The following is a 24,793-nucleotide window of genomic DNA, read 5'->3' as shown; positions in this document are numbered from 1 at the left end:
GATTACTTCTTCTCGTCCTCGTCGTCCACGACCTCGGCGTCGACCACGTCCTCGTCCGACGCGGCGTCACCGGCCTGGCCGGTCGCCGAGGCGTCCTCGCCGGCCGCGGCGGAGGCATCCGCCTGCGACTGGGCGTAGATCGCCTCGCCGAGCTTGGTCTGCGACTGCGACAGCTTCTCGAACGCGGTCTTGACCGCGTCGTCGTCGTCGCCCGCGAGGGCCGACTTCAGCGCGTCGACGTCGCCCTGCACCTCGGACTTGACGTCGTCGGGGAGCTTGTCGTCGTTGTCCTTGATGAGCTTCTCGACCGAGTAGGCGAGCTGCTCGGCGGAGTTGCGGGTCTCGGCCGACTCGCGACGCGCCTTGTCTTCCGCGGCGTGCTCCTCGGCTTCGCGGACCATGCGGTCGATGTCGTCCTTCGGGAGGCTCGAGCCGCCCGAGATCGTCATCGACTGCTCCTTGCCGGTGCCCTTGTCCTTCGCGGACACGTGCACGATGCCGTTGGCGTCGATGTCGAAGGTGACCTCGATCTGCGGGATGCCGCGGGGCGCGGGCGCGATGCCGGTCAGCTCGAAGGTGCCGAGCGCCTTGTTGTCGCGCGTGAAGTCGCGCTCGCCCTGGAAGACCTGGATCGCGACCGACGGCTGGTTGTCGTCGGCGGTCGTGAAGGTCTCGCTGCGCTTGGTCGGGATGGCCGTGTTGCGCTCGATGAGCTTCGTCATGATGCCGCCCTTGGTCTCGATGCCGAGGCTGAGGGGGGTGACGTCGATGAGCAGCACGTCCTTGCGCTCGCCCTTGAGGACGCCCGCCTGGAGGGCCGCGCCGACGGCGACGACCTCATCGGGGTTGACGCCCTTGTTGGGCTCCTGGCCGGTCTCCTTCTTGACGAGCTCGGACACCGCGGGCATGCGGGTCGATCCGCCGACGAGCACGACGTGCGCGACGTCGCTCAGCTTGATGCCGGCCTCGCGGATCACGTCTTCGAAGGGCTTCTTCGTGCGGTCGAGCAGGTCGCTCGTCATGTTCTCGAACTCGGCGCGCGTGAGCGTCTCGTCGAGGTTCGCGGGGCCGTTCTCGGTGAGCGAGAGGTAGGGCAGCTGGATGGAGGTCTTTAGGTTCGAGGACAGCTCCTTCTTGGCCTGCTCCGCCGCCTCCTTCAGTCGCTGCTTCGCGATCTTGTCGTTCGCGACGTCGACGCCGGTCGAGTCCTTGAACTTCTTGATGAGCCAGTCGACGATGCGCTGGTCCCAGTCGTCGCCGCCGAGGCGGTTGTCGCCCGAGGTCGCACGGACCTGGATGGTCGAGAAGTCGTCGTCCTTGCCCACTTCGAGGAGCGAGACGTCGAAGGTGCCGCCACCGAGGTCGAAGACGAGGATGAGCTCGTCCTCCTTGCCCTTGTCGAGGCCGTACGCGAGTGCGGCGGCGGTGGGCTCGTTGATGATGCGGAGGACGTTGAGGCCCGCGATCTCGCCGGCCTCCTTCGTGGCCTGGCGCTCGGCGTCGTTGAAGTACGCGGGCACGGTGATGACCGCGTCGGTGACCGTGTCGCCGAGGTACTGCTCGGCGTCGCGCTTGAGCTTCTGCAGGATGCGGGCCGAGATCTCCTGCGGCGTGTACTTCTTGCCGTCGATCTCGTCGGTCTTCCAGTCGGTGCCCATGTGGCGCTTGACCGAGGCGATGGTGCGGTCGACGTTGGTGACGGCCTGGCGCTTCGCGGTCTCACCGACGAGCACCTCGCCGTCCTTGGTGAATGCGACCACCGACGGGGTGGTGCGGAAACCCTCGGCGTTCGCGATGACGACGGGCTCGCCGCCCTCGAGGACCGAGACGACCGAGTTGGTGGTACCGAGGTCGATTCCTACTGCACGTGACATGTGTTTCTCTCCTTCTCCCCTCCCGCAGGCCGAGTGGGCGCGCAGCGCCGCCTCGAGACCCTTGCGAGGGATACCGGTTCGGCCTTCCTGGCCCGCAACCGAAGTCAGATGCGTCAAGACTTGAGCCTTGACGACTCAAGCCTCCCAGCGCCGAATGAACGTGTCAAGTCGAGGCCGTGAAACTTGAGTGTACTTGACTCAACTCACGGCGGACGCTCAGTATTCCACTAACCTGCCGGTGTGGACGCACGCGACCAGGACGAACGACTCGTCGCCGCCGAACTCGGCAGGTACGACCGCGAGCTGCGGCGATACCGCAAGCTGCGCAGCCGCATCGAGGCCGACTTCGCGCGGCGAATCGAGGCCGCCGGGTTCCGCTACTTCCAGGTGACGGCGAGGGTGAAGTCCCGCGAGTCGTTCGAGCGCAAGGTGCGCCGCGCGCCCGATCGCGAAGTGCGCGACATCCTCGGCGTGCGCATCATCGCCCACTTCGAGGGCGACCTGTCCGGCATGGAGCAGGTGGTGCGCGAAGCCCTCATCGTCGACGACGATTCCTGGGTCGACAAGTCGGCGCTGCTGCCGCTCGACGCCTTCGGCTACCGCTCGGTGCAGTTCGTGGGCCTCCTGCCCGACGCCGAGCAGGAGGCGGGCGAGGGCGCCGAACCGACCGGGACCCAGCTCGAGGTGCAGTTGCGCACCGCGCTCTCCGACACGTGGTCCGAGCTCGAGCACGACTTCCGCTACAAGTCGGCTCGCCAGCTCCCGCGCGAGGTCGACCGGCTGTTCGCCATCTCGGCGGCGCTGCTCGAGCAGGCCGACGACAACCTCGAGCTCATCCGCCGCCAGGTCGACGAGGCGCGCACCGCCGCCCCCGCGGCCGACGGCGGAGGCGAGCGCGGCTACATCGGCCGGTTCATCCAGTACGACGGCGACTCGCGCTCCCTCGACCAGATCGTCACCGCGGCGCTCGACGTCCCCTTCGGCGCGGTGACCGGCTCGGGTCGCGAGCTCCGCAGCGTCGTGAGGGCCGCGGGCTGGCTGCAGTACGACGCCCTCACCGACGGCTTCGCCGAGTACTCCGAGCTCGGCCGGCGCCTCGCGATCGCGTGCGCGAGCAGCAGCCACGACATCCTGCTCACCGACGCAGAGCCCCACCGCCCGGCGCGCTCGTTCCGCGGCATCGGCGTGTACTGGACGGCGATGGGCGCGGCTCTGGTCGCCGGTGCCTCGCTGCGCGAGAGCCGGGTGCCCGACGGCAGGCTGGCCGAATACCGGGCCGTCGCGACCTACCTGTTCGAGCATCCGGAGGCCTCGGCCCTCGCGACTCGCAGCCGCTACGAGCAGGTCGCGGCGCCGGTCGGCACCCTCGACGACACGGAGTTCCGGCCGATCGACCTCGGCTGAGCCGCCTCCGCCCGCCCCCTTCCCGGCGTCGGGTGAAGCGAGGAGAATCGAGGCATGGACGAGACCGAAGAGGGCCGCATGCCGACACGATCGCTCACCGAGGCGGACTGCTGGGAGCGACTCTCACGCGCACCGTACGGTCGCATCGCGACCGCCGCGGGCGGCGAGGTCGACATCTTCCCGGTGAACCACGTCGTCGACCCGAGCGGCGCGAACGGGCCCGTCATCGTGTTCCGCACCTCCGCCGGCACGAAGCTGCTGGAACTCACCATCCGGCACGGCGTCGCCTTCCAGATCGACGGGTTCAGCGACACTCAGGCGTTCAGCGTCGTCGTGAAGGGCACTGCCGAGGAGTTCGACCGCGAGAGCGAGATCGAAGCCGCCGAGGCCCTCGGCATCACCCCGTGGGCGCCAGAGGCGAAGGACCGCTGGGTGCGCATCGTCCCGACCGAGGTGCACGGCCGCGAATTCGACCGCGCGGCGACCGGCGGCTGACCGGCCGTACCTCCGTCAGGGATACCCCTGACCCAGGGCGGCTCGCACGGCAGTAGTGTGCCGAGAATGACCCTACGAATCCTGCCGCGCGCGCTGACCGCCGCGACCGGCCTCGCGCTGCTGCTGCTGAGCGGATGCGCCGCCACCCCCGCCGAACCGACCGCGAACGAGTCCTCGCCGAGCGCCGAGGCCGAACCGTCCGCCGAGGCCACGCCGGCGGCGACCGACGCCGGTGCCGAGCCGAGCTGCGACACGGTCTTCACCGAGGAGGAGAACGCCGAGCTCGCGGCCGACGGGCTGACGCTGAACACCGAGTCCCCCTTCCCGCTCGGCCAGGTCATGGTCGACCTCACCGCCGACGGCGCCCTCGACTGCCAGTGGTCGAAGGGTCAGAGCGACGTGGCCGTCTGGTTCTCGCGCCTCGCCGAGGACGACGCCGCGTGGGCCGCCCGCAGCGCCGAGATCGGATCCGCCGGCTGGACGGTCTCGGACGACCCGATCACCGGGACGATGCTCGCGCCGGCCGACTACGACGCGAACTACCAGCCGTCGATCGTGCACGTCGACGGCGTCACGTACTTCGTGAGCTACGCCGACCTGCTCGACTCGGTCGCCGAACTGCAGTAGCACCGGGCGGGCGGCGGGCTCCGATCCGCCGCCGCGCCCGCGGCGCGACAGACCGTCCTCCCCTGCGCTTCATCCCGGACGCCCGGCGCGGAGTACGAGGCATCCGGACTGATTGAATCGTGGGATGCGCCGACTCGCTGTGACCGCCCGATGAGCCCGCTCGAGTTCGCCGCCCTGCTGCTCGGCGGCATCGTCGCCGGCGGCATCAACTCGGTGGTCGGTTCGGGGTCGCTCGTGACCTTCCCGATCCTGCTGGCGTTCGGATACCCGCCAGTGCTCGCGAACGTCACGAACAACGTGGGCGTGCTGCCCGCCTCGCTCGTCGCCACCTTCGCGGGGCGTTCCGAGTTCCGCGGCGAGTGGCGTCGCCTCGGCGTGTTCCTCTGCTTCTCGGCGGCGGGCGGCGCGACCGGAGCGCTCCTGCTGCTGCAGCTGCCGACCGAGGCGTTCGACATGATCGTGCCGGCGCTCATCGTGCTGGCGCTGCTGCTCGTGGTCTTCGGCCCGCAGATCAAGCGGTGGACGACCCGGCTGCACCGTCAGGCCGAGCACCACGACCACCCGATCGCGACGATGGCGGTCGCCGGGCTCACGGCCGTCTACGGCGGCTACTTCGGGGCGGCGCAGGGAGTGCTGCTGCTGGCCCTGCTCTCGATCACCATGGCGGGCTCGCTCGTTCGGGCGAACGCGTACAAGAACGCGATGGCCGCCACCGCGAACCTCGTCGCGGCGCTCGTGTTCGTCGCGGTCACCGAGATCGCCTGGCTCGCCGCGCTCGCGATCGCGATCGGGGCGTTCATCGGCGGGGCGCTGGGCGGGCGCTACGGCCGGCACATCCCGCAGACGGCGTACCGGGCCGTGATCGTCGTGATCGGGCTCGCGGCGCTCGTCTACTTCATGGTGCGGTAGCCGGAGCGTCGGGGCCCTCGGCGGCCGCCGCGACGAGCGCCGCCATCGCGACCGGGATGCGCGCGGCCTCGAGCGCGCCGACGAGGATGGGCGCGAACTGCGCCTTGCGGCCGGCGTGGGTGCCCATGAAACGGCGGAGCTGCGCGTCGAGCGCGCGCCCCCGCTGGAACGGCTGCCGCTGGAAGGTGCGGAACCGCGCCAGTTCGCCCTGGTCGGCGAGCAGCTCCTCGACGCGGCCGGGGCCGAGCGCGCGGATCAGCTCGCCCTCGAGGTCGGGCTCGCACGAGTAGAACCCGAGCTCGTCGAGCGGGGCGCCGACGCCTCCGAGGCCGGCGTCGTCGACGGCGCGGCGCACGTACGCGGTCTCGGCCGCGTCGAAGAGGCCGAGCACGCGGCGGCGCGGACGACCTGGGGCCGCAGCCTCCGCCGCGAGCGCGCTGAGGTGGTGGTGCAGGTTGGTCACGCCGTCCATCGGGACGACGACGGCGTCGGCCGCCGCGAGGTCGGCGCCGAGGCGCACGGCGAGCGCCTCGAGGGCCAGCCGGTCGCTCTCGCCCTCGACGAGCACGACGGTGGATGCCTCGGCGATGACCACGTCCCGCATGGTGCGACCCTACTCCGGCCCCCTGGCGTGACCCGTGCGCGGGTCTACCGGCCACGCGCCCGCGCGTCTAGAGTTCAGCACATATGCGGGCCGGACGATGAGGGAGAACTCGTGGACAGGATGCGGGCACGACTGCTCGGCGGTGCGACCGTCGCGGCACTGGCGATCGGGAGTCTGGGCGCGATCGGCGCCGCCGCCGCCCCGAAGGGGCCCGGGCCCCGGTACACGGCCGGCGCCGCGGGGGCGGGCGACGCGTACTTCCCGTTCTCGGGCAACGGCGGCTACGACGTGCAGCACTACGACCTCGACCTCGACTACACCCCGCCCGCCGCTGCGCCGGCGCCCCTCGAGGGAGAGCTCCACGGCATCGCGACGATCGATCTCGTCGCGACCCAGGACCTCGACCGGTTCAACCTCGACCTCCGCGGCATGGAGGTCGAGTCCCTCTCGGTGAACGGCAAGCGCACGACCGCCGTCTCGCCTCCGGCACCCGGAGCCGTCGTCGACGGGTCCGCGTACTGGCACGTGCAGGACGACGGGGCCCGCGTCTGGGAGCTCACGGTGCAGCCCCGACCGAAGCTCAAGGCGGGTCAGCGCGCGCAGGTGGTGATCGAGTACGGCGGCGTCACGACGCGTCCCGAGGACATCGAGGAGGCGCTGTACGGCTGGGTGACGACCCGCGACGGCGCGATCGTCGCCAGTGAGCCCGACGGATCGATGACCTGGTACCCCGTCAGCGACCACCAGACCGACAAGGCGAGCTACAGCTTCGCGATCACGGTGCCCGAGGGCAAGGTGGCCGTCGCGAACGGAACCCAGCCGAAACCCGCAGTGACGGCCGACGGCCTGACCACCTGGTACTGGGATGCGCCCGACCAGCAGGCGAGCTACCTCACGACCGCCTCGGTCGGCGACTTCGAGCTCAGGGCGGCGACCTCCTCGGCGAGCGGCGTGCCGATCATCGACGCGGTCGACCGCGACCTCTCGCCCTCGCGGCTCGCCACCACGAACGCGAGCCTGGCCCGCCAGGCGGCGATGATCGACTTCTTCGAGAGCCGGTTCGGGCCGTACCCGTTCGTCGCGTTCGGCTCGATCGTCGACGACGACTCCGTCGGCTACGCCCTCGAGACGCAGACCCGACCGGTGTACTCGAGCCAGGCGAGTCAGGGAACCGTGGCGCACGAGCTGGCCCACCAGTGGTTCGGCGACGCCGTGAGCCCCGAGCGCTGGCAGGACATCTGGCTCAACGAGGGCTGGGCGACCTACGCGACCTGGATGTGGACCGAGGAGAACGGCGGCGCCACCGCGCAGCAGAGCTACAACGCTTGGTACGCCCCCGCTCGGACACCCGCGTACTGGCAGCTGCAGATCGGCGATCCGGGGCCGCTCGGGCTGTTCGCCACGCAGGTCTACAACCGCGGCGCGGGCACCCTGCACGCGCTCCGGGTCGAGGTGGGCGACGACGCGTTCTTCGAGGGCGCCCGGCTCTGGCTCGAGCGCTACGACGATTCCGCGGCGACCGCCGACGACTTCCAGGCGGTCTACGAGGAGGTCTCCGGCGAGGACCTCGACGAGTTCTTCGAGATCTGGCTCACCGACCAGGTGAAGCCGCCGGCGGACTGGGTCCAGCCGTAGTCATCCCGTCCGTCGGCTCGAGGGGCGTCCGCTCGGCGCCCCTCGAGCCGACGCCGGTCCTACGATGACGGGATGACCCGCGCCTCCGCGCCCGAGCCCGGCAGCGCCGCCGATGTCGTGCGCTCGTGGGACGCCCGCGCCGACCACTACCTCGAGCTCTTCCGCGACGAGCTCGAGGGCAAGCCCCACGACCTCGCGCTGTTCGCCGGGTTCGCCCGCCGCCTCGGCCCGGGCGCGCGCGCGCTCGACGTGGGGTGCGGCCCGTGCGGGCACGTCGCCGCCGTGCTCGCCGCGCACGGGCTCGAGGTCACCGGCATCGACCTCTCGCCGCGGTGCATCGCGCTCGCGCGCCGCGAGCGACCGGGGCTGAGATTCGAACTCGGCGACCAGCGCGCGCTCGACCTCGACCCGCTCGGCGGGCGGTTCGACGGGATCGTCTCGAACTACTCGCTGCACGACCAGCCGAAGTCGCTGCTGCCCGGCACGTTCGCCGCCTGGGCCTCGGCGCTCAAGCCGGGCGGCCACCTGCTCGTCGTGGCGAAGGCGGGCGATGCCGACGGCGTGGTCACCGACCCGCTCGGCTCGGGCATCGACGTCTACTGGGCCGAGTTCACTGCGGCCGAGCTCGCCTCCGCGGCCGAGGCGGCGGGCTTCACGGTCGAGCGGCTCGCCGATCGCGCACCCTACGAGCAGGAGATCGCGTCGCAGCGGCTGTACCTCGAGGCATCCATGCCCGGGGAATCGGGTCTGGACGCGGCTCGCCGCACACCCTAGACTGCCCAAGCTGCGTGCATCACGCGGATTCGGGCCCGGAGCATCCGGCTGGAGGAGAGGAGACGACCATGGCTGTCCTTGTCATGACCCTCGACATCCCTTCATCCTGCGAGGCCCTCAGCCGCTGATCGCGGCCCGGTGGCCTCCGCAACCTTCGGAGAAACCACCTTGCATCTCATCTCGTCTCTCGACGAATCCGCCGTCGTGCGCTCGATCATCACCGGCCGCGACGCATCCACGCCCCTCACGACCCCGCGCTTCGACGCGGGCGACCTCGCCTTCCTCGACGCGGAACCCGGCGAGGGCCAACGCTGGTCGACCTGGCCGGCGACCACCCCCTCCGAGCGCGGCCCGGCGCCGCGCCCCGACTGGCTCGTCACCTCCGCCGCGGCGATCGACACCGAACTCGGCGTCGTGAAGACCGGCAAGGAGGCCGACCTGTCGCTCATCGAACGCGCCGTGCCGGTTGCCGACCCGCTGGTCGCGGGCAACTCCGTGCTGCTCGCCGCGAAGCGGTACCGCAGCACCGAGCACAGCGACTTCCACCGTTCGACGGTCTACACCGAGGGCCGCGGCACACGCCGCAGCCGCGACGCGCGCGCCCTCGCGAAGGGCACGACCTTCGGCCGCGAGGTCGCGCGCGTGCAGTGGGCGTACGCCGAGTTCGAAGCGCTCTCGCGGCTCACCGAGCTGGGCGCGGCGGTGCCCTACCCGGTACAGGTCGCCGGCACCGAGGTGCTCATGGAGTTCATCGGCGACGGCCGCGTCGCGGCACCGCGACTCGCGCAGGTGCGGGCGACGCCCGATGAGCTGCGCGAGCTCTTCCACCAGGTCGTCGACTTCATGCACACGCTCGCCGCCGGCGGGCTCGCCCACGGCGACCTCTCCCCGTACAACCTGCTCGTGCACGAGGGGCGGGTGGTCGCGATCGACCTGCCCCAGGTCGTCGACCTCATCTCGAACCCGCAGGGCTTCGACCTGCTGCACCGCGACTGCGTCAACGTGTGCTCCTGGTTCACGAGGCAGCGGCTCGAATGCGACCCCGAAGAGCTGTTCGGCGAGCTCGTCGGCGTGGTCGCGATGTGAACACCGGGGGGCACGCGGGCGGTCGAGGCAGCGACATGGATGCCTCGCCGCCCCGCCGCGCGGTAGTGTGCAACTCGATCGACGCGGATCGGCCCCCGGCCCGCGCGGTCACCACCCGTTCACCGGCTGCCGGGAGACTGCCCCCATGACCGACCCGACCGAGCACGGCGCCACCCCCGCGTCGCCCTCCACCCGACCCTCCGGCGACGCCGAGGTGCCCGTGCCGCCCGCAACCGCTCAGAGCGGCGCCATCCGCGTGATGGGACTGCAGCGGCAGGAGGGGCGCGAGATCCCGCGGCGCCAGGTCGCCTCGTGGGCGCTGTGGGACTGGGCCACCCAGCCGTTCAACTCGGTCATCCTCACCTTCGTGTTCACGGCGCTCTACCTCACGAGCGACACCTTCCTCGACCCTGCGGTCGCGGCGCTCGGCGAGGGCGACCCGACCTACGAGCGCGGGATCGCCGAGCTCGCCGCGGGCCTCGGTTGGGCGATCACGATCGCCGGCATCCTGATCGCCGTGCTCGCACCCGTGCTCGGCCAGCGAGCCGACGTCGCGGGCCGTCGCAAGGTCTGGCTCGGCGGCGCCACCGCCGCGCTCGTCGCGTGCATGGTGGGGCTGTTCTTCGTGCAGGGCTCGCCCGCCTACTTCCTGCTCGGCATCTCGCTGGTCGCCGCCGGCACCGTGTTCAGCGAGATCGCGGGCGTCAACTACAACGCGATGCTCGTGCAGGTGTCGACGCCGAAGACGGTGGGCAAGGTCTCGGGCCTCGGCTGGGGCCTCGGCTACATCGGCGGCATCATCGCGCTCGTGCTCGTCGTCGTCGCGACGAGCTTCGGCTGGTGGGGCATGCCGACCGACAACGGCCTCGCGTACCGGGTGATCGCGCTCGGCTGCGCCGTGTGGACCCTGCTCTTCGCCTGGCCCGTGCTCGTGTACGTGCCCGAGGCACCGCCCGCGCCGCGCGGGGAGCGGGTGTCGTTCTGGCGCAGTTACGTCGTGCTCGTGAAGGACATCAAGGCGCTGTGGCGCGACTCGCGGCCCACCTTCTGGTTCCTGCTGGCGAGCGCGGTCTTCCGCGACGGCCTCGCCGGGGTGTTCGCCTTCGGCGCGATCATCGCTGCGGTGGCGTTCCACTTCTCGCGTGACGAGGTGCTGATCTTCGGCATCGCGGCGAACCTGCTCGCGGGCGTCTCGACCATCGTCGCCGGGCGGTTCGACGACCGCTTCGGCCCCCGCGCCGTCATCCTCACCGCGCTCGCCGGCATCATCGTCGCCGGATCCCTCGTCTTCTTCATGCACGATGTGGGCAAGGTGATCTTCTGGATCTTCGGCCTCGCGCTCACGCTCTTCGTCGGTCCGGCGCAGGCGGCGTCGCGGTCGTTCCTCGCACGGGTGACCCCGGCTGGGCGCGAGAGCGAGATCTTCGGCCTCTACGCGACGACCGGTCGCGCTGCGAGCTTCCTCTCGCCGATGCTCTGGTCGCTGTTCATCGGGCTGTTCGGCGCCACGTACTGGGGCATCCTCGGCATCATCCTCGTGGTCGCGGCCGGCTTCGTGCTGATGCTGTACGTGAAGGTGCCGGAAGCGCAGCGCTGAGCGGTGTCTCGCCCGGCTGATGCCAGCCTGATCAGTCGCGCGGCCAGGCCGCCACGAAGCGGGTGAGCAGTCGGGCGAACTCGGCCGACTCGTCGGGGGTGAAGCCGGCGAGCGCGGTCTCGACGGCGCCGCGGCGGGTGTCGCGAGCGCCCGCGAGCACGCGCCGGCCGGCGGCGGTGAGCACGATCGCGCTGCGGCGCGCGTCGGCCGCGTCGACCTCGCGACGGGCGTGCCCGGCCTCGACGGCGGCTTGCACGAGCCGGCTCGCGCGGGGCTGATCGACGCCGATCGCCTCGGCGAGCTGCCCGACCGACGGCGGCTGCGGCGCCGCCTCGAGCGCGTCGAGCAGCCGGAAGCGCGCCGCCTGCGCGAGCCCCGGGCCGCCTCGGCCTCGGCGCTGAGGCCGGCCGGCGGCATCCGATTCGTGCTCGTGGTCGTGGTCGTGGTGACCGTGGTGGTCGCCGTGCGGCCCGTGCCCGTGGTGCGGCCCGCCGTGCTCGCTGCGGCGTTGCAGCCGTCGCCGACCCTGGTCGCGTCGCATCGCGACGAGCGCCGCCTCGACGGCGGCGACCGGGTCGGATGCCCCGGCGTCGCCCGCAGCTGGGTGTTCGCCGGGAGGGACTTGACGACCGTCGTTCATGTATGTCATTGTACATATACATGTCATGCGACATGCAATTGAGAAGGCCCCGACCGCCCGCTCCATCGGTGCGGAGGGGCTCGCAGCAACGGCACGCCTCCAGTGCGGCCGACCTCGACGCGCATCGCGTCACGAAAGGAACCACCATGAACTCCCCGGAGACCACCCAGAACCACACCCCCGCCCAGCGCCCCATCGGCTACTGGCTCCGCGTCGTCGACCGCAAGCTCGACGACGCCATGCTCGAGCTCTTCGCCGACGAGGGCATCACCCGTCGCGACTGGCGACGGCTCAACGTCATCGCCGGCACGGTCGACGACACGCGGCTCCGCAGCAAGCTCGCCGCCCACCCCGAGCGCCTCGCCCCGCTGGTCGAGCGCGGCTGGGTCACCGACGAGCCCGGCGCACCGCGCCTCACCGAGGAGGGCGAGTCGTCGTACTCCGCGCTCCTCGAGCGCGTCACCGCACTGCGCTCGCGCGTCGCGGGCGCCGTGACGCCCGAGGCCTTCCGGACCACTCTCGACTCGCTCGAGGCGATCGCCCGCGAGCTCGGGTGGTCCGAAGGCGAGCGGATGCCCCGGCGCCACCGCCGCGTCGAAGGCCGCCACGGCGGCCACGGCCACCGCGAGCACCACGAGCACGGGCACCGCGGGTACGGTCGCCGCGAGTTCCACGGCCACCCGCACGAGCACCACGAGCGCAACGAGCACCCGCGGCACGAGCACCACCGCCCTGCCCGCGGCGACTTCGGCCACGGCACCCCCGGCGCCCACCCCGAGCGCGTCGCCGACCACGGGCTCCCGTGCCGGTGATCCGATCGCGACCACGTTCGGGCAGCCGCCGCGAAAACCCGTTGGCGCACGGTCCGGCGCAGGATAGTATCGCCTGACCCCCTACCCCCAGGACGCAATGATGCCCGAAGCATTCGTCACCTGCACGCCGACGCCCGCCCCCCGTCCGGCAGCGGCACGACGCCGGATCGGCCCCGCACCGCAGCGCGGTGCGCGAGGTCGCCGGTCGTGAGCGCCGACGACGGGCGGCGCCGCGATCGATCGCAACGGCGACAGCGACGGCGCCGGGTGTGGGTAGTCGCCGCCGCGTCGCTCGTGATGGTGCTGCTCGGCGGCGGCGTCGCGACCGCGGTCGTGCTCACCGGCCAGGGCGGTGCGGTCGGTTCGACGCCGACCGCCTCGACCACGGCGGAGCCCGGCATCTTTCCCTCCGACCATCCGTCGGCGCACGACGGAAAGAAGCCGTGCATCGCGCTCAACGTGCTCTCGTCGTACGAGAACGCCGAACTGGTGACGCGCCTCGTCGACGGCTACAACGCGCAGCCGCGCAGCGTCGAGGGTCGCTGTGTCGACGCCGTCGCGACGAAGGCGGTCTCGGGCACGGCCGCGACCGACGCGGCGGCCGGCTTCGCCGGCGTCGCCGCCGACGACAAGCCGACCGTCTGGCTGCCCGACGCGAGCTCCTGGCTCGCCGTCGCGCAGGACGCCGGCGGGGCGGAGAACGTGCCCACCGAAGGGACGAGCATCGGATCCTCGGCGATCGTCCTCGCGATGCCCCAATCACTCGCCGACGCGATCGGCTGGATCGAGACGCGCCCGAGCTGGAGCGACGTGTTCAACGCCGCACGCGACGAGGCCACCTGGAGCTGGATGGACCACCCCGAGTGGGGCACCTTCAAGCTCGGCAAGACGAGCCCGCTCATGGCGAGCTCGGGCCAGGCCGCCATGCTCGCCGAATTCGGCAGCGAGGCGGGGGCGCTGGCCGAGCTCACCACGAGCCAGATCCGCAACACCGAGGTGATGAAGGCCGTCCGGCAGGACGAGCTCGCCACCAGCCACTACATGGCCACGCCCGAACGCTTCCTCGCACAGGCTCGCGCGTCCGAGAAGCAGGGTTCGATCGCCGACTTCCTCTCGGCGGTCATCGTCGACGAGAAGACGGTCTGGGACTACAACCGCGGCATCACGAGCTCCGACGGCGTGAGCCGCGCCGAGTCGACCCCGCCCGGCGAGAAGCTCGTGCCGATCTACCCGAGCGACGGGTATTACGTCGCCGACAACCCGCTCACCGTGCTCGACGGCCCGTGGGTCGACGCCGCCGAGAAGGAGGCCGCCCGCGACCTCCTGCAGTTCGCGGGCACGAAGCAGGGCCAGCAGATCGTGCGCGCTTCGGGCCACCACGACCTGAACGGCGCGCTCGATCCCATCGTCACCGAGGTCGGGGGCCTGCCCGCGCGCCCGTCGGGCGCACTCGCCTTTCCGGGCCGCGAGGTGCTCGCCGCGATCGACAGCACCTTCCCGGCCGTGCGCAAGCGCGCCCAGGTGCTGTTCCTCGTCGACGTCTCGGGCTCCATGGAGGAGAGGATCCCGACCGGCGAGACCAAGCTCGCCGCGGCCAAGCAGGCGATAGAGAAGGCGCTCGGCCACTTCTCGAAGGGCGACAACGTCGGCCTCGCCGCGTTCAGCGCCGTCGACGACGGGCCGGTCACCCCTGGGCTCGTGAGCCCGGTCGCCGACGCACGAACCGATCGCACCAAGTTCCTCGACGCGCTCGGCGCGCTCGAACCGGTCGAGTTCACGCCCCTGTACACGGCGATCGACACGTTCGCGAAGCAGCGCGGCGACGACTGGGACCCCGAGCGCATCAACGCGATCGTGCTCCTGAGCGACGGCACGAACGAGACGCTCGGCCCGAGCCCGACTTCGAAGAAGCAGATGCTCGCGGGTCTCGAGCGCCTGCACGACGACACCCCCGTGCTCGTCTTCACCCTCGCGTACGGCGCAAACGCCGACACCAAGACCCTCCGGGAGATCTCGACGGCCACGGGCGCGCAGTACTACGACGCGACCGACCCGACGAAGCTCACGGCCGTGCTGGGCGACCTCGTCACGAGCTTCTGACCGAGGAGCGGGTCGAACCCGCTGCCGGAGTTCGCCGAGAGGGTAGCCAGCTGTAGTGACCGTCCGTTCCGGGGCGGCGAGACTGGTGACATGACGAGCGACGAGAGCACCACGACGGCACGGTACCGAGAGGTCGGGCCCAGTCTGCGCTACCTGCTGATCGGCCTTCCCAGCGCGATGGTCACGATCGTCCTCGCCATGCTCGGAGTCGTCGCGGCGGTGACGATCGCGGTCTTCGGGCTCGGACTCGTGCTGCTTCCGTGGGCGAACGCCGGACTCAACCGGTGGGCGGCCCTGCATCAGGCGGCCGCCGCCCGGTTGCTCGGCACGAGTGCCGCCCCGCTCCCGCCCGCATCGACCCGCATCGGTCCGAGCGCGACCCTGGCGCTGCTGCGCGCACCGGCGACCCGCCGGGTCGCTGGGTGGCTGCTGTTCCACTTTGCCGCGGGCACGCTGTTCGGCCTCGTCGCGTTCGTGTGCGCCGGACTGGCCGTCATGGTCGTGCTGCTGCCGTTCTGGTGGCTCGTACCCGGCCCGCCGCTCCAGGTGGCGGGGTTCCAGGCCACGGATTGGGGCTCCGCCGGACTCCTGATGGCGGTGTGCACCGTCATCTCGCTCACCCTCGCCCGCTGGGTGGTACCGGCGCTGGCCCGAGCGCACGCTCGTCGCACCCTCTCGGCGCTCGCCCCGTCGAGAACCGAGGCGCTCGAGGGCCGGGTCGAGGCCCTCACGGCAACACGCAGTGACGTGGTCGGCGCCCACGGCGCCGAACTGCGCCGGATCGAGCGCGACCTGCACGACAGCACGCAGGCCAGTCTCGTCACGATCGCGATGAAGCTCGGCATGGCCCGCGAGGCCGGAGACGTCGACCCGGCCGTGGCGAAACTGCTCGACGAAGCCCATGCCGGCACCGAGCAGGCGATGACCGAGCTGCGCAGCGTCATCCGCACGATCTACCCGCCGATCCTCGCCGACCGAGGCCTCGCCGGTGCCCTCGACGCGCTCGGCGGCCGCTCGGGGATCCCCGTCTCGATCGACAGCGGCGACCTCGGCCGGGTGCCGGTCGCGGTCGAGACCGCCGTCTACCACGCGATCAACGAGGCGATCACGAACGCGATGAAGCACAGCGGTGCCAGCTCCATCGAGGTCCGCCTCCGCCGGGAGGTCGACCGGCTGCGGGTCGACGTCGTCGACGACGGCGTCGGCGGCGTCGACGAGCGCCGGGGCACGGGCGTCCGCGGAATCCGCTCACGGATCGCCGCACTCGACGGCGACGTCTCGATCACCAGTCCCGCGGGCGGCCCGACGGCGATCGCGATCGGCATCACGTGCGGGTAGTCCTCGCCGAAGACCACGTGCTCCTCGCGGCCGGGCTCGAGCTGCTGCTCGACGGCGCGGGCTTCGAGGTGGTGGCGGTCGCGGACGACGGCCCCTCCTTCATCGCGGCGGTGGAGGCGAACGCCCCCGACCTCGTCATCGCCGACGTGCGGCTGCCGCCGACGTTCCGCGACGAGGGCGTGCTGGCGGCGCTCGAACTGCGCCGGAGGCATCCCCACCTGCCCGTGCTCGTGCTCTCGCAGTACGTCGAGCGCCAGTACGCCGCCGAGCTGCTGTCGGACGAGCGTGGACACGTCGGCTACCTGCTGAAGGATCGGATCAGCCGGGTGCGCGAGTTCATCGACGCCCTGCACCGGATCATCGCGGGTGGTACCGTCATCGACCCCGAGGTGGTGGCGCAGCTGCTGGGGCCGCGGCCCCACGATCCGCTCGAACGGCTCACGCCGCGCGAGACCGAGGTGCTCCAGGCGATGGCCGAGGGCGACGACAACGCCCAGCTCGCCGCGCGGTTCGTGATCACCGAGAACGCCGTGCACAAGCACATCGGCAACATCTTCGCGAAGCTCGACCTGCCCGCGAACGCGAGCGGCCACCGGCGCGTGCACGCGGTGCTCGCCTACCTCGCCGAGCGCTGACGCTGCGGCCTGCCGGTAGGCGAGGCATCCGACGACGGATGCCTCAGCGCCGCTGCTCCTCCCCCGAGAGCCGCTGCGCGATGTAGATCGGGATGATCGACACCAGCACGAGCACGACCGCGATCACCGACACGATCGGCGCCTGGTTGGGCCGGAACATGTTGTTCAGGATGAAGATGGGCAGGGTCGTCACGCCCGAGCCCGCCGTGAAGGTCGTCACGATGATCTCGTCGAAACTCAGTGCGAAGGCGAGCAGGCCGCCCGCGAGGAGCGCGGAGCGCAGCTGGGGGAAGGTGACGAGCCGGAACGTCGTCCAGACGCCGGCACCGAGGTCGGCCGAGGCCTCCTCGAGGTTGAGGCCGAGGCGGCGGAGTCGCGCGATCACGTTGTTGAACACCGTCACGATGCAGAAGGTCGCGTGCGCGATCACGACCGTCCAGATCGAGAGCGGCACCCCCATGATCGTGCGGAAGAAGTTGTTGAGCGCGATACCGGTGATGATGCCGGGCAGTGCGATCGGCAGGATCACGAGCAGGCTGATCGCCTCGCGCCCGAAGAATGCGAACCGCTGGAGCGCGAGCGAGATGAGGGTGCCGAGCACGAGCGAGACGGCGGTGGCGACGAGCGCGACGACGACGCTCGTGCCGACCGCGTCGAGCGCGCCGGCGCTCTGGAACGCCTTGCCCCACCATTCGAGCGTGAACCCCGGCGGGGGCCAGGTGAGCGACGTCGACGTCGAGAACGAGTTCACGAGCACGACGAACAGGGGCACGTAGACGACGATCAGGATCGCCGTGGTGATGACGCCGAGGGAGATGCGGAAAGGCCGCGACAGTCGCATTCGTTCGCCCCTTAGAGGTTGTCGAGGGCGCCGGTGCGACGCACGAGGAACAGGTAGCCGAAGATGATCACGATCGGGATGAGCGCGATCGCGGCGGCGAGCGGGAGGTTGTTCGCCGCACCCACGTTCGTGTAGACGAGGTTTCCGAGCATCTGGCTCGCCCCGCCCACGATGTTGACCGTGATGTAGTCGCCCAGCGAGAGCGCGAAGCTGAAGATCGTGCCGGCGATGATCGCCGGCAGCACGAGCGGGAAGACGACCAGGCGGATCGTCGGCCACGTCCGTCCGCCGAGGTCGGAGGAGGCTTCGAGCAGCGAGTCGGGCACGCGCTCGAGCCCCGCGTAGATGGGCAGGATCACGTACGGCAGCCACAGGTACGACAGCGTGATGATCGTGGCCGGCAGCCCGTAGCCGATCGTCTCCCCGCCGAACGGTTCGACGAGCCACTGGAGGATGCCGTCCTGCGAGAGCACGGAACGCCACGCGTACGCCTTGACGAGGTAGCTGGCCCACAGCGGGGTCAGCACCATGATGAGCAGCACGCGTCGCATCCGCGGCGTCGCGACCTTCGCCATGAAGAACGCGATCGGCAGCGCGAGCGCCACGTCGATGAGCGTGACGGCGAGCGCGACGCCCACGGTGCGCACCGTGACGGTCTGGTACAGCGACCCCGTCAGGACCTCGATGATGTTGTCGAGCGTGAACTCGGTCGTGATCTCGCCCGTGAAGCTGTCGACCGACCAGAACGCGGTGACGAGCAGCAGCACGAGCGCCACGATGTAGACGACGCCGAGCCAGAACAGCGGTGCGCTGAGCAGCAGGGCGAGCCTGGTTCGCGGGTGGGTGCTGAGGAAGACGGATGCCGCGCGCGCGGGGGTGCTCCGCGGGCGCGGAACCGAGGGGCGCGCCGGTGCGGGCGCGGGAGCCCGGGTGTTCGTCGTCATGCGTGTCCTGTCGTGTCGAGCGGAGTGGGGCGGCCCGGCCGGCGGGCCGCCCCGATGGTCGGGCTGGGTCAGCCCTTGATCTCCTGCCAGGCCTCGGTCCATGCCGAGTAGTCGGTGCACGTCACATCGGTGCGACCGTCCACGCAGTCCTCGATCGGCGTGGTCCAGTACCAGATGTTCTCCGCGTACGAGGCGTCACCGGCGTGGTAGGCCTCGCAGTCCTCGCGGTACTCGCACGCCTCGTCGCTCGACGGCGCCTCACCGAAGTACGAGGTCGCCTGGCCGTTCGCCTCGGGGCTCGCGATGTAGTCGAGCCACGCGTACGAGCAGTTCGGGTTCTCGGTGCCCGACGAGATCATCCACGTGTCCGACCAGCCGGTCACGCCCTCTTCGGGAACCGTGACGTCGGTCGGTGCACCCTCGGCCGCGGCCACGTTCTGGATGACCTGCCACGTCGTGCCGACGACGCTGTCGCCGGTCGTGAACGCCTGGATCTCCTTGAGGTAGTCGGACCAGTACTCGCCGATGTTCTCCCGCTGCGTCTTCAGCAGGTCGACCGCCGCCGCCAGCTGCTCCTCGTCGAGCGCGTAGGGGTTCTCGATGCCGAGGTCGGGCTGGGTGGCCATGAGGTACATGGCCGCGTCGGCGATGTAGATCGGCGAGTCGTAGGCCGTGACCTTGCCGGCGTACGCGTCGGACTCGTCGAAGACGACGCTCCAGCTCGCGGGCGCCTCGCTGAAGACGTCCGTGCTGTACATGAGCAGGTTCGCGCCGTAGCCGTGCGGCATGCCGTAGTTCTCGCCGTCGACCGTGTTCCACGCCTTGTCCTTGAGGAAGTCGTAGACGTTCTCGTAGTTCGGCGTCAGCTCCATGTTCACGGGCTGGACGTCATCGGCGGCGACGAGCCGCAGCGATGCGTCGCCGGAGGCCGACACAACGTCGTAGTCACCGGTCTTCATGAGGTTGACGGCCTCGTCGGAGGTGTTGAACGTCTTGACCGTGACCTCGCAGCCGGTGTCCTCCTCGAAGGGGGTGACCCAGTCGACGGCGGGGTCGTTCGTGCCGTCCTCGGCGTAGCCCGGCCACGCGAGCACCGACAGCTGGCCCTCCATGTCGCCGAGCTCGGTCGCCGCCTCCGTGTCGCCGCCGCCTCCGCCGCCCGAGGTGCCGCAGGCGGTGAGCAGCGCGACCGAGGCGATCGCGAGTCCGACGGTCGCGCCTCGTCGCGCGTTCCGCATTCGCATCATGGTTCTCTCCTGTTTCTCTTGGTGGTGCAGTTGGGGGCGGGGGGATGACTCAGCCGGCGGTGCCGGGAAGCATCGCGCCGATCGACGCGGTCGGGGTCGGGTTCTGCGGTCCGACGGCCGCGCCGTCGATCGCGACGACGTCGCCGTCGTGCCACGAGACGACGACCCGGTCGCCGTGCTCGTCGTCGTGCACGCGGCCGCGCACGTTCTGCTCGAGCACGCTCACGCGAGGGCCGGCGTCGAGGTCGACGACGAGCCGGACGCCGCTGCCGAGGTAGATCGCCTCGACGACGGTGCCGGCGGCGTTCCGCACGCCTTCGCCGCGCTGGCCGTCGGCGCTGACGGTCATCTTCTCCGGGCGCAGCGAGTGGTGGCCCTCGCGTTCGAGCAGCGCGAGCGAGTGCTCGGGGCCGAAGAGGTTCGAGGTGCCGACGAAGTCGGCGACGAAGCGCGAGACGGGCCGCTCGTAGAGTTCGGCTGGGGTGCCGAGCTGCTCGATCCGGCCGGCGTTGAAGACCGCGATGCGGTCGGAGAGCGTGAGGGCCTCCTCCTGGTCGTGGGTGACGAAGATGAAGGTGATGCCGAGTTCGCGCTGGATCTGCTTGAGCTCGACCTGCATCTGCTCGCGGAGCTTCAGGTCGAGGGCGCCGAGCGGCTCGTCGAGCAGCAGCACCTTCGGCTCGACGACGGTGGCGCGTGCGAGGGCGACGCGCTGGCGTTGGCCGCCCGAGAGCTGCGAGGGCTTGCGGTCGGCCATCTGCTCGAGCCGCACGCTCGCGAGTGCGCGGCGCGCGCGCTCATTGCGCTCCTTCTTGCCGAGCCCGCGCACGCGCAGGCCGTAGGCCACGTTGTCGAGCACGCTCATGTGCGGGAAGAGCGCGTAGTCCTGGAACACCGTGTTCACGTCGCGGTCGAACGGGGCGCGCTTCGTGACATCCTCGCCGAAGAGCTCGATCGTGCCGTCCGTCGGCTGCTCGAAACCGGCGATGAGTCGCAGCACCGTGGTCTTGCCCGAGCCCGAGGGGCCGAGCATCGAGAAGAACTCGCCCGCGGCGATCTCGAGGTCGACGTGGTCGACGGCGGTGACGGCGCCGAACTCCTTCGTGAGTCCGGTGAGTCGGATCGCCGGCTGCGCTTGGGTCATGACATCTCCTTCGATGCTGACGAATTCAAACATCTGGTTCCAGATGTTCGTCAGTTCCAAATCATATGACTCCAGATGTAAAAGTCCAGACCCTCGTGTTACGGTCATGTCACAGATCCGCAGCGACACGAGCACAGGAGGTCGGATGCCGCAGGCGACCAGCCGTGCCGACGCCACCCACGCCGTCGTGTTCTCACCGCTCGACGGCGCCGGCCGCGCCGAGCTGGTCGAGCAGCGGATCACCGACGCGATCGTCGCCGGCGTGCTCCGCGACGGCGAGCGGTTGCCGAGCGAATCCGAGCTCGCCAAGCGCCTCGGCGTCGCCGTCGTCACCGCGCGTGAGGCGCTCGTCGCGCTGCGCGACAAGGGGCTCGTGCTCACCCGCCGCGGCCGCGACGGCGGCAGCTTCGTGACGCACGACCGCGATGCCGCGGCGCGCATGCTCGACGAACGGGTGCGCGCGCTCAGCCGGATCGAGCTGCGCGATCTCTCACTGCACTACGCCGCCATCGCCGGCATGGCGGCCGAGGTGGCCGCCGACCGGGCCAGCGACGACGACCTCGCGAGCCTCGCCGACATCGACGCCCGAGCCGACCTCCTGTCGGCGGGCGGCGCGCGGCGCGCGATCGGGCGGTTCCAGCTCGAGATCGCCGCGGTCAGCCAGTCGCCCCGCCTCGTGCACGAGGAGCTGCGGCTGCAGGCCGAAGCCGGGCCGTTGCTCTGGCTGTGCATGCGCGAACAGGCGTATCGTGACCGCAGCAGGAAGGCGAGGCTCGAGGTGATCCAGGCGATCCGCGCAGTCGACCCCGACGAAGCACGCCGGGCGACGACCGTCCACATCGAATCGGCGGTCGAATGGCTCATCGACGAGAAGATCCGCCTCGAGACACCGGCGCCGCTGCCCTAGCGGCGCCGACGGCGACCGAACAGCACAGCGTTCCACACCCCCTTCCCGACGCTCGCCGTCCCCTCATCCCCCTCATCCCCGTCCCCACCCCTCCCCCGCACAGAAAGGACCGAGGCCATGACCGTCACCGTCGACGTCTCCGCGCTGCAGATCGCTACGCGCATCGCCTCGACCATCGACCCCGTCTTCGCGATGATCGACCGTTGGCGCGACCGCATCGAGTCCGAGCTCCTCTCGGTCTCGATGCCGAGCGCCGCACGGCTCGACCCCCGCATCGCCGAGCTCGTGGGCCCCGCGCTCGACGCGCCGGGCAGCCTCATCACCGGTGCCGGGTTCGTCGCCGCACCGGGCTACCTCGCCGACGCGCCCTGGCATCTCGCCTGGTGGCTGAGCGGCGCGAACACCTTCGGTTCGGCCGAGCAGCAGGGCCTGCGCCGCCTCGAAGCGGTGAGCGACCCCGACGCCGAGCAGTTCCGCGACTACACGGTGCTCGAGTGGTGGCGCGTTCCCGCCCGCACCGGCACCCGGCACCTCACCGGCCCCTACGTCGACTACCTCTGCACCGACGACTACACGGTGACCGTCACGACGCCCGTGCGCGCGGCGGGCGAGATGGCCGGCGTCGTCGGCACCGACCTGTACGTCGCCAGCCTCGAACGGGTGCTGCTGCCGGTCGTACGCGAGTCGGGTCATCCGTGCACCCTCGTGAACGCCTCGGGCCGCATCGTCACCTCGACCGATTCGCACCGCGCGACCGGGGCGCTGCTCCGCCTCGACGGGCTCGTCGCGGCGCTGGCCCCCCTTCGCGAGCGCGAAGGGGGCGCACCGGCGGATGCCACGTCGCTGCCCGGCGGCGCGGCGCTCGTGCCGTGCGGCGACACCTCGCTGGCGCTCGTGCTCGAGAGCGCGCGCGACTGACGGCTCGGGGCCGTCGCGATCAGCGACCCGCCGTGACCGCCTGCTCGATCAACCGCGCGGTGGCCGCCGCGCCGTCGGCGCCGCGGTAGGCCTCGCGCACCTCGTCGGCCGCGGTGCGGATCGCGGGGTCGTCGAGCACCCGCCGCACCGCCGCGGTGAACTCGGGCTTCGCGACGTGCTTCGGCGGGACCGCGATCGCGTTGCCGCGTCGCTCGCAGGCGCGCACGTGCCAGGTCTGCTCGGGCTGGAGCCCCATGCCCACGAACGGCACGCCGGTCGCGCACGCCGTCTGCACGGTGCCCTGGCCGCCGTGCAGCACGGCGGCGTCGATGAGCCCGCCCAGCTCGTGCGCCGGCAGCAGCGGCGTCACGTGCACGTTCGCCGGGACCCGATCGCCCGGCTCGAGGTAGTGGCCGATCGGCGCGACCACGTTGATCGGCAGGCCGCCGAGCGCCTCGGCCGCGGCGAGCGCGAGCGCGCGATCGGCCGACGACCCGAGTCCGAGATAGACGAGCGGCTCGGGCGCGGCGGCGAGCTCGCCGACGATCGCGGGCATCGGGGCGTCGAGGTGCGCGAAGATCGGCCCGACGAGCTCGAAGCCGTCGGGCAGTTCGAAGCCGTCCATCTCCCACGGCATCTCGGTGATGAGGTTGCGGTCGGCGGTGAGCAATGAGGAGACGGTGCGCAGCGGCGGCACGCCGTTCGCCTTCGCGATGCTCGTGAACGCCTTCGGGGCGAGGGGCGCCGAGTTGTAGATCCACCGGAACGCGGTCGTCACGACCCGGTCGGCGGCTCGCGCCAGCAGCCCGGTCCCGGTCACGAAGCCCATCCGCTTCGTCTGCGCGACCTGCGGGCGGGTGAGCGGGAACGGCACCGGGTAGAACAGCGGCACGCCCTCGGCCCGCGCCGAGATGAACGACGTGAGATTCGACCCGGTCACGACCGCGGATGCCCCGAGGTCGCGGATCGTGCGGCGCTCGAGCTCCACCCGCGCGGCGACGAGCTCGCGCGTGAACGGGCTCCGGAAGGAGTGCCCCTGGTCGAAGGCGATCGCCTGGTCGCGTTCGGCGCGACCCCAGGCCGGTTCGCCGACGAGGTACTCGAACCCCGCCTCGCGGATGAGGTCGACGAAGTCGGTCTCGTACCCCTGGAACACCACCCGGTGGGCCGGGTCGAGCGCCCGCGCGACCTGGATCATGCGGGTGGTCTCGGCGAGGTTGAAGGTCACCGGGCAGAACAGGATCGTCGCCATGCCGATGTGCGAGCGCGCTGCCGCGCTCACCCCTCCGTCGGCGCGGATGCGCCGGCCGCGGTCATCGTCGCCGTCATGATGTCGAGCCGATGCCCTCGGGCGTCGTGAGACCGGGCACCGCGTCCTTCCTGCCGACGCGCCCGCGCACGAGGAAGACGGCGACGATCGCGAGCAGGAGGTAGAGGTACGTCGACGTCCCCGCGAGGGTCGCGAGCTGGTCGACCGAGCCGTGCGTCTCGTCGAGGCCGCCCACGGCGAGCATCGTCGAGGGGTCGGTGATCGCGTGCAGCAGCATCGGCCAGATCAGGCTGCCGGTGACCCGCAGCGTGAGGTACATCGCGACGCCGAACACGAAGGTGAAGCCCATCGTGGCGAGCACGGTCAACGGCGGCTGCCCGGTCAGCAGGTTCACCGAGTGCAGGAGCGAGAAGATGAGCGACGACAGCAGCATCACCACGCGCTCCGAGTACCCGCCCTTGCGGAGCAGGTTCACCGCGAGGCCACGGGTGAGCAGCTCCTCGGCGAATCCGATGCAGAGCCCTGTGAGGTAGATCGCGAGCACCACGCCGACCGAGTAGCGGCTGTAGTCCGTTCCGAAGATGCGCAGCAGGGCTGCGGCCAGCACGATGGCCGGCGCGATCCACATCCACCAGCGCCCGCCGATCGGCTGGCGTCCGAACAGCTCGCGGAGCCACCCGAGCGAACCGGCGAACAGCAGCAGCAGGACGGAACCGACGATGATCGCCAGCGCGGTGCCGAAGAAGATGGTCGGCACATCGGCGAGGGGGTTCTCGTCGTCGATCTGCGGGCCGAAGATCAGCCCGACCAGTTGACCGGTCGCGAGGTAGAGCGCGAGGTACACGACGGCGAGGAGGACGGCCCGCCACCACCCGCCGCGCTCCCAGAACCGCTTCCAGCCCGACGCGGCGGCCACCTGTTCAGTCATCGACACTCCCCCATGGCAACGGATACGAGAGAACGGTATCGAGAGGGAGCCTTCTCGACCCCGC

At 71.0% G+C, this 24,793-nt stretch carries 23 protein-coding genes; 14 read left to right on the top strand and 9 right to left on the bottom strand.

Translation table 11 applies throughout. From position 1 onward, the window contains the following. Positions 1-2: 2 nt before the first annotated feature. Complete coding sequence (gene dnaK, locus ACFVTR_RS13960; RefSeq protein WP_387038166.1) at positions 3-1,874, bottom strand: molecular chaperone DnaK; 1,872 nt, start codon at positions 1,872-1,874, stop codon at positions 3-5. A 240-nt stretch (positions 1,875-2,114) separates the two neighbouring features. On the opposite strand from dnaK, the gene ACFVTR_RS13955 reads away from it, so the two are divergent. The 4 genes from ACFVTR_RS13955 (at position 2,115) to ACFVTR_RS13940 (ending at position 5,309) form a co-directional block, all read left to right on the top strand. Then, positions 2,115-3,278: a GTP pyrophosphokinase family protein gene (locus tag ACFVTR_RS13955; protein WP_387038164.1), complete on the top strand. Its 1,164-nt coding sequence runs from the start codon at positions 2,115-2,117 to the stop codon at positions 3,276-3,278. A gap of 54 nt (positions 3,279-3,332) precedes the next feature. Then, the gene (locus tag ACFVTR_RS13950; protein WP_387038163.1) at positions 3,333-3,773 is read left to right on the top strand and encodes a pyridoxamine 5'-phosphate oxidase family protein; all 441 of its coding nucleotides are present in this window, start codon (positions 3,333-3,335) and stop codon (positions 3,771-3,773) included. Positions 3,774-3,839: 66 nt separating this feature from the next. After that, positions 3,840-4,400, top strand: a complete 561-nt coding sequence (locus ACFVTR_RS13945) for a hypothetical protein (protein WP_387038161.1) — start codon at positions 3,840-3,842, stop codon at positions 4,398-4,400. A 150-nt stretch (positions 4,401-4,550) separates the two neighbouring features. Then, positions 4,551-5,309, top strand: a complete 759-nt coding sequence (locus ACFVTR_RS13940) for a sulfite exporter TauE/SafE family protein (protein WP_387038160.1) — start codon at positions 4,551-4,553, stop codon at positions 5,307-5,309. Here ACFVTR_RS13940 and ACFVTR_RS13935 read toward each other — a convergent pair. Continuing rightward, on the bottom strand, positions 5,296-5,913 hold the full coding sequence (locus ACFVTR_RS13935) for a TOPRIM nucleotidyl transferase/hydrolase domain-containing protein (protein WP_387038159.1): 618 nt from the start codon (positions 5,911-5,913) through the stop codon (positions 5,296-5,298). The genes ACFVTR_RS13940 and ACFVTR_RS13935 overlap by 14 nt on opposite strands. Positions 5,914-6,033: 120 nt before the next feature. Between ACFVTR_RS13935 and ACFVTR_RS13930 the strand changes: the two genes are divergently transcribed. From ACFVTR_RS13930 to ACFVTR_RS13915, 4 genes are all read left to right on the top strand, one after another. After that, complete coding sequence (locus ACFVTR_RS13930) at positions 6,034-7,548, top strand: M1 family metallopeptidase (RefSeq protein ID WP_387038492.1); 1,515 nt, start codon at positions 6,034-6,036, stop codon at positions 7,546-7,548. A gap of 72 nt (positions 7,549-7,620) precedes the next feature. Further along, complete coding sequence (locus ACFVTR_RS13925; protein WP_387038157.1) at positions 7,621-8,322, top strand: class I SAM-dependent methyltransferase; 702 nt, start codon at positions 7,621-7,623, stop codon at positions 8,320-8,322. A 168-nt stretch (positions 8,323-8,490) separates the two neighbouring features. Then, positions 8,491-9,408: a serine protein kinase RIO gene (locus ACFVTR_RS13920; protein WP_387038155.1), complete on the top strand. Its 918-nt coding sequence runs from the start codon at positions 8,491-8,493 to the stop codon at positions 9,406-9,408. Between the two features lie 145 nt (positions 9,409-9,553). After that, on the top strand, positions 9,554-11,005 hold the full coding sequence (locus tag ACFVTR_RS13915) for an MFS transporter (RefSeq protein WP_387038154.1): 1,452 nt from the start codon (positions 9,554-9,556) through the stop codon (positions 11,003-11,005). Positions 11,006-11,036: 31 nt separating this feature from the next. Here ACFVTR_RS13915 and ACFVTR_RS13910 read toward each other — a convergent pair whose 3' ends face one another. Further along, positions 11,037-11,645, bottom strand: coding sequence for a MarR family winged helix-turn-helix transcriptional regulator (locus tag ACFVTR_RS13910; protein WP_387038152.1), 609 nt, complete (start codon positions 11,643-11,645; stop codon positions 11,037-11,039). 146 nt (positions 11,646-11,791) lie between these two features. Here ACFVTR_RS13910 and ACFVTR_RS13905 point away from each other — a divergent pair, with 146 nt between their 5' ends. From ACFVTR_RS13905 to ACFVTR_RS13890, 4 genes are all read left to right on the top strand, one after another. Beyond that, on the top strand, positions 11,792-12,457 hold the full coding sequence (locus ACFVTR_RS13905) for a hypothetical protein (protein WP_387038150.1): 666 nt from the start codon (positions 11,792-11,794) through the stop codon (positions 12,455-12,457). A 267-nt stretch (positions 12,458-12,724) separates the two neighbouring features. Continuing rightward, entirely contained in the window at positions 12,725-14,557 is a 1,833-nt protein-coding gene (locus tag ACFVTR_RS13900) for a VWA domain-containing protein (protein ID WP_387038148.1), read from the top strand. A 90-nt stretch (positions 14,558-14,647) separates the two neighbouring features. Further along, entirely contained in the window at positions 14,648-15,895 is a 1,248-nt protein-coding gene (locus ACFVTR_RS13895; protein WP_387038146.1) for a sensor histidine kinase, read from the top strand. After that, positions 15,886-16,530, top strand: coding sequence for a response regulator (locus ACFVTR_RS13890; RefSeq protein ID WP_387038144.1), 645 nt, complete (start codon positions 15,886-15,888; stop codon positions 16,528-16,530). Before ACFVTR_RS13895 ends, ACFVTR_RS13890 begins: the two co-directional genes overlap by 10 nt. A 43-nt stretch (positions 16,531-16,573) precedes the next feature. Here the strand turns inward: ACFVTR_RS13890 and ACFVTR_RS13885 are convergent, their stop codons facing one another. From ACFVTR_RS13885 to ACFVTR_RS13870, 4 genes are all read right to left on the bottom strand, one after another. After that, complete coding sequence (locus ACFVTR_RS13885; protein ID WP_387038143.1) at positions 16,574-17,371, bottom strand: ABC transporter permease; 798 nt, start codon at positions 17,369-17,371, stop codon at positions 16,574-16,576. 11 nt (positions 17,372-17,382) lie between these two features. Further along, the gene (locus ACFVTR_RS13880) at positions 17,383-18,315 is read right to left on the bottom strand and encodes an ABC transporter permease (RefSeq protein WP_376942887.1); all 933 of its coding nucleotides are present in this window, start codon (positions 18,313-18,315) and stop codon (positions 17,383-17,385) included. A 68-nt stretch (positions 18,316-18,383) separates the two neighbouring features. After that, positions 18,384-19,562 (bottom strand): ABC transporter substrate-binding protein, encoded by a 1,179-nt coding sequence (locus ACFVTR_RS13875; protein WP_387038141.1) that lies wholly within the window; start codon positions 19,560-19,562, stop codon positions 18,384-18,386. Positions 19,563-19,611: 49 nt separating this feature from the next. Further along, on the bottom strand, positions 19,612-20,706 hold the full coding sequence (locus ACFVTR_RS13870) for an ABC transporter ATP-binding protein (protein WP_387038139.1): 1,095 nt from the start codon (positions 20,704-20,706) through the stop codon (positions 19,612-19,614). 145 nt (positions 20,707-20,851) lie between these two features. Between ACFVTR_RS13870 and ACFVTR_RS13865 the strand changes: the two genes are divergently transcribed. Beyond that, the gene (locus tag ACFVTR_RS13865; RefSeq protein ID WP_387038138.1) at positions 20,852-21,613 is read left to right on the top strand and encodes a FadR/GntR family transcriptional regulator; all 762 of its coding nucleotides are present in this window, start codon (positions 20,852-20,854) and stop codon (positions 21,611-21,613) included. 117 nt (positions 21,614-21,730) lie between these two features. After that, a complete protein-coding gene (locus ACFVTR_RS13860; protein ID WP_387038136.1) occupies positions 21,731-22,531 on the top strand; it encodes a hypothetical protein in 801 nt (266 codons plus the stop codon). 19 nt (positions 22,532-22,550) lie between these two features. On the opposite strand, the gene ACFVTR_RS13855 is transcribed toward ACFVTR_RS13860, so the two are convergent. Next, positions 22,551-23,813: a glycosyltransferase gene (locus tag ACFVTR_RS13855; protein WP_387038133.1), complete on the bottom strand. Its 1,263-nt coding sequence runs from the start codon at positions 23,811-23,813 to the stop codon at positions 22,551-22,553. A 43-nt stretch (positions 23,814-23,856) separates the two neighbouring features. Further along, positions 23,857-24,729 carry a type II CAAX prenyl endopeptidase Rce1 family protein gene (locus tag ACFVTR_RS13850; RefSeq protein WP_387038131.1) on the bottom strand — a complete coding sequence of 291 codons (873 nt, stop codon included), beginning with the start codon at positions 24,727-24,729 and terminating at the stop codon, positions 23,857-23,859. Between the last annotated feature and the right edge of the window lie 64 nt (positions 24,730-24,793).

The organism is Agromyces sp. NPDC058126 (genome assembly GCF_042884595.1).
In the GTDB taxonomy this organism is placed as follows: domain Bacteria; phylum Actinomycetota; class Actinomycetes; order Actinomycetales; family Microbacteriaceae; genus Agromyces.
The sequence above is the reverse complement of the archived record's forward strand: the minus strand, read 5'-3'. Positions and strand labels throughout refer to the sequence as shown.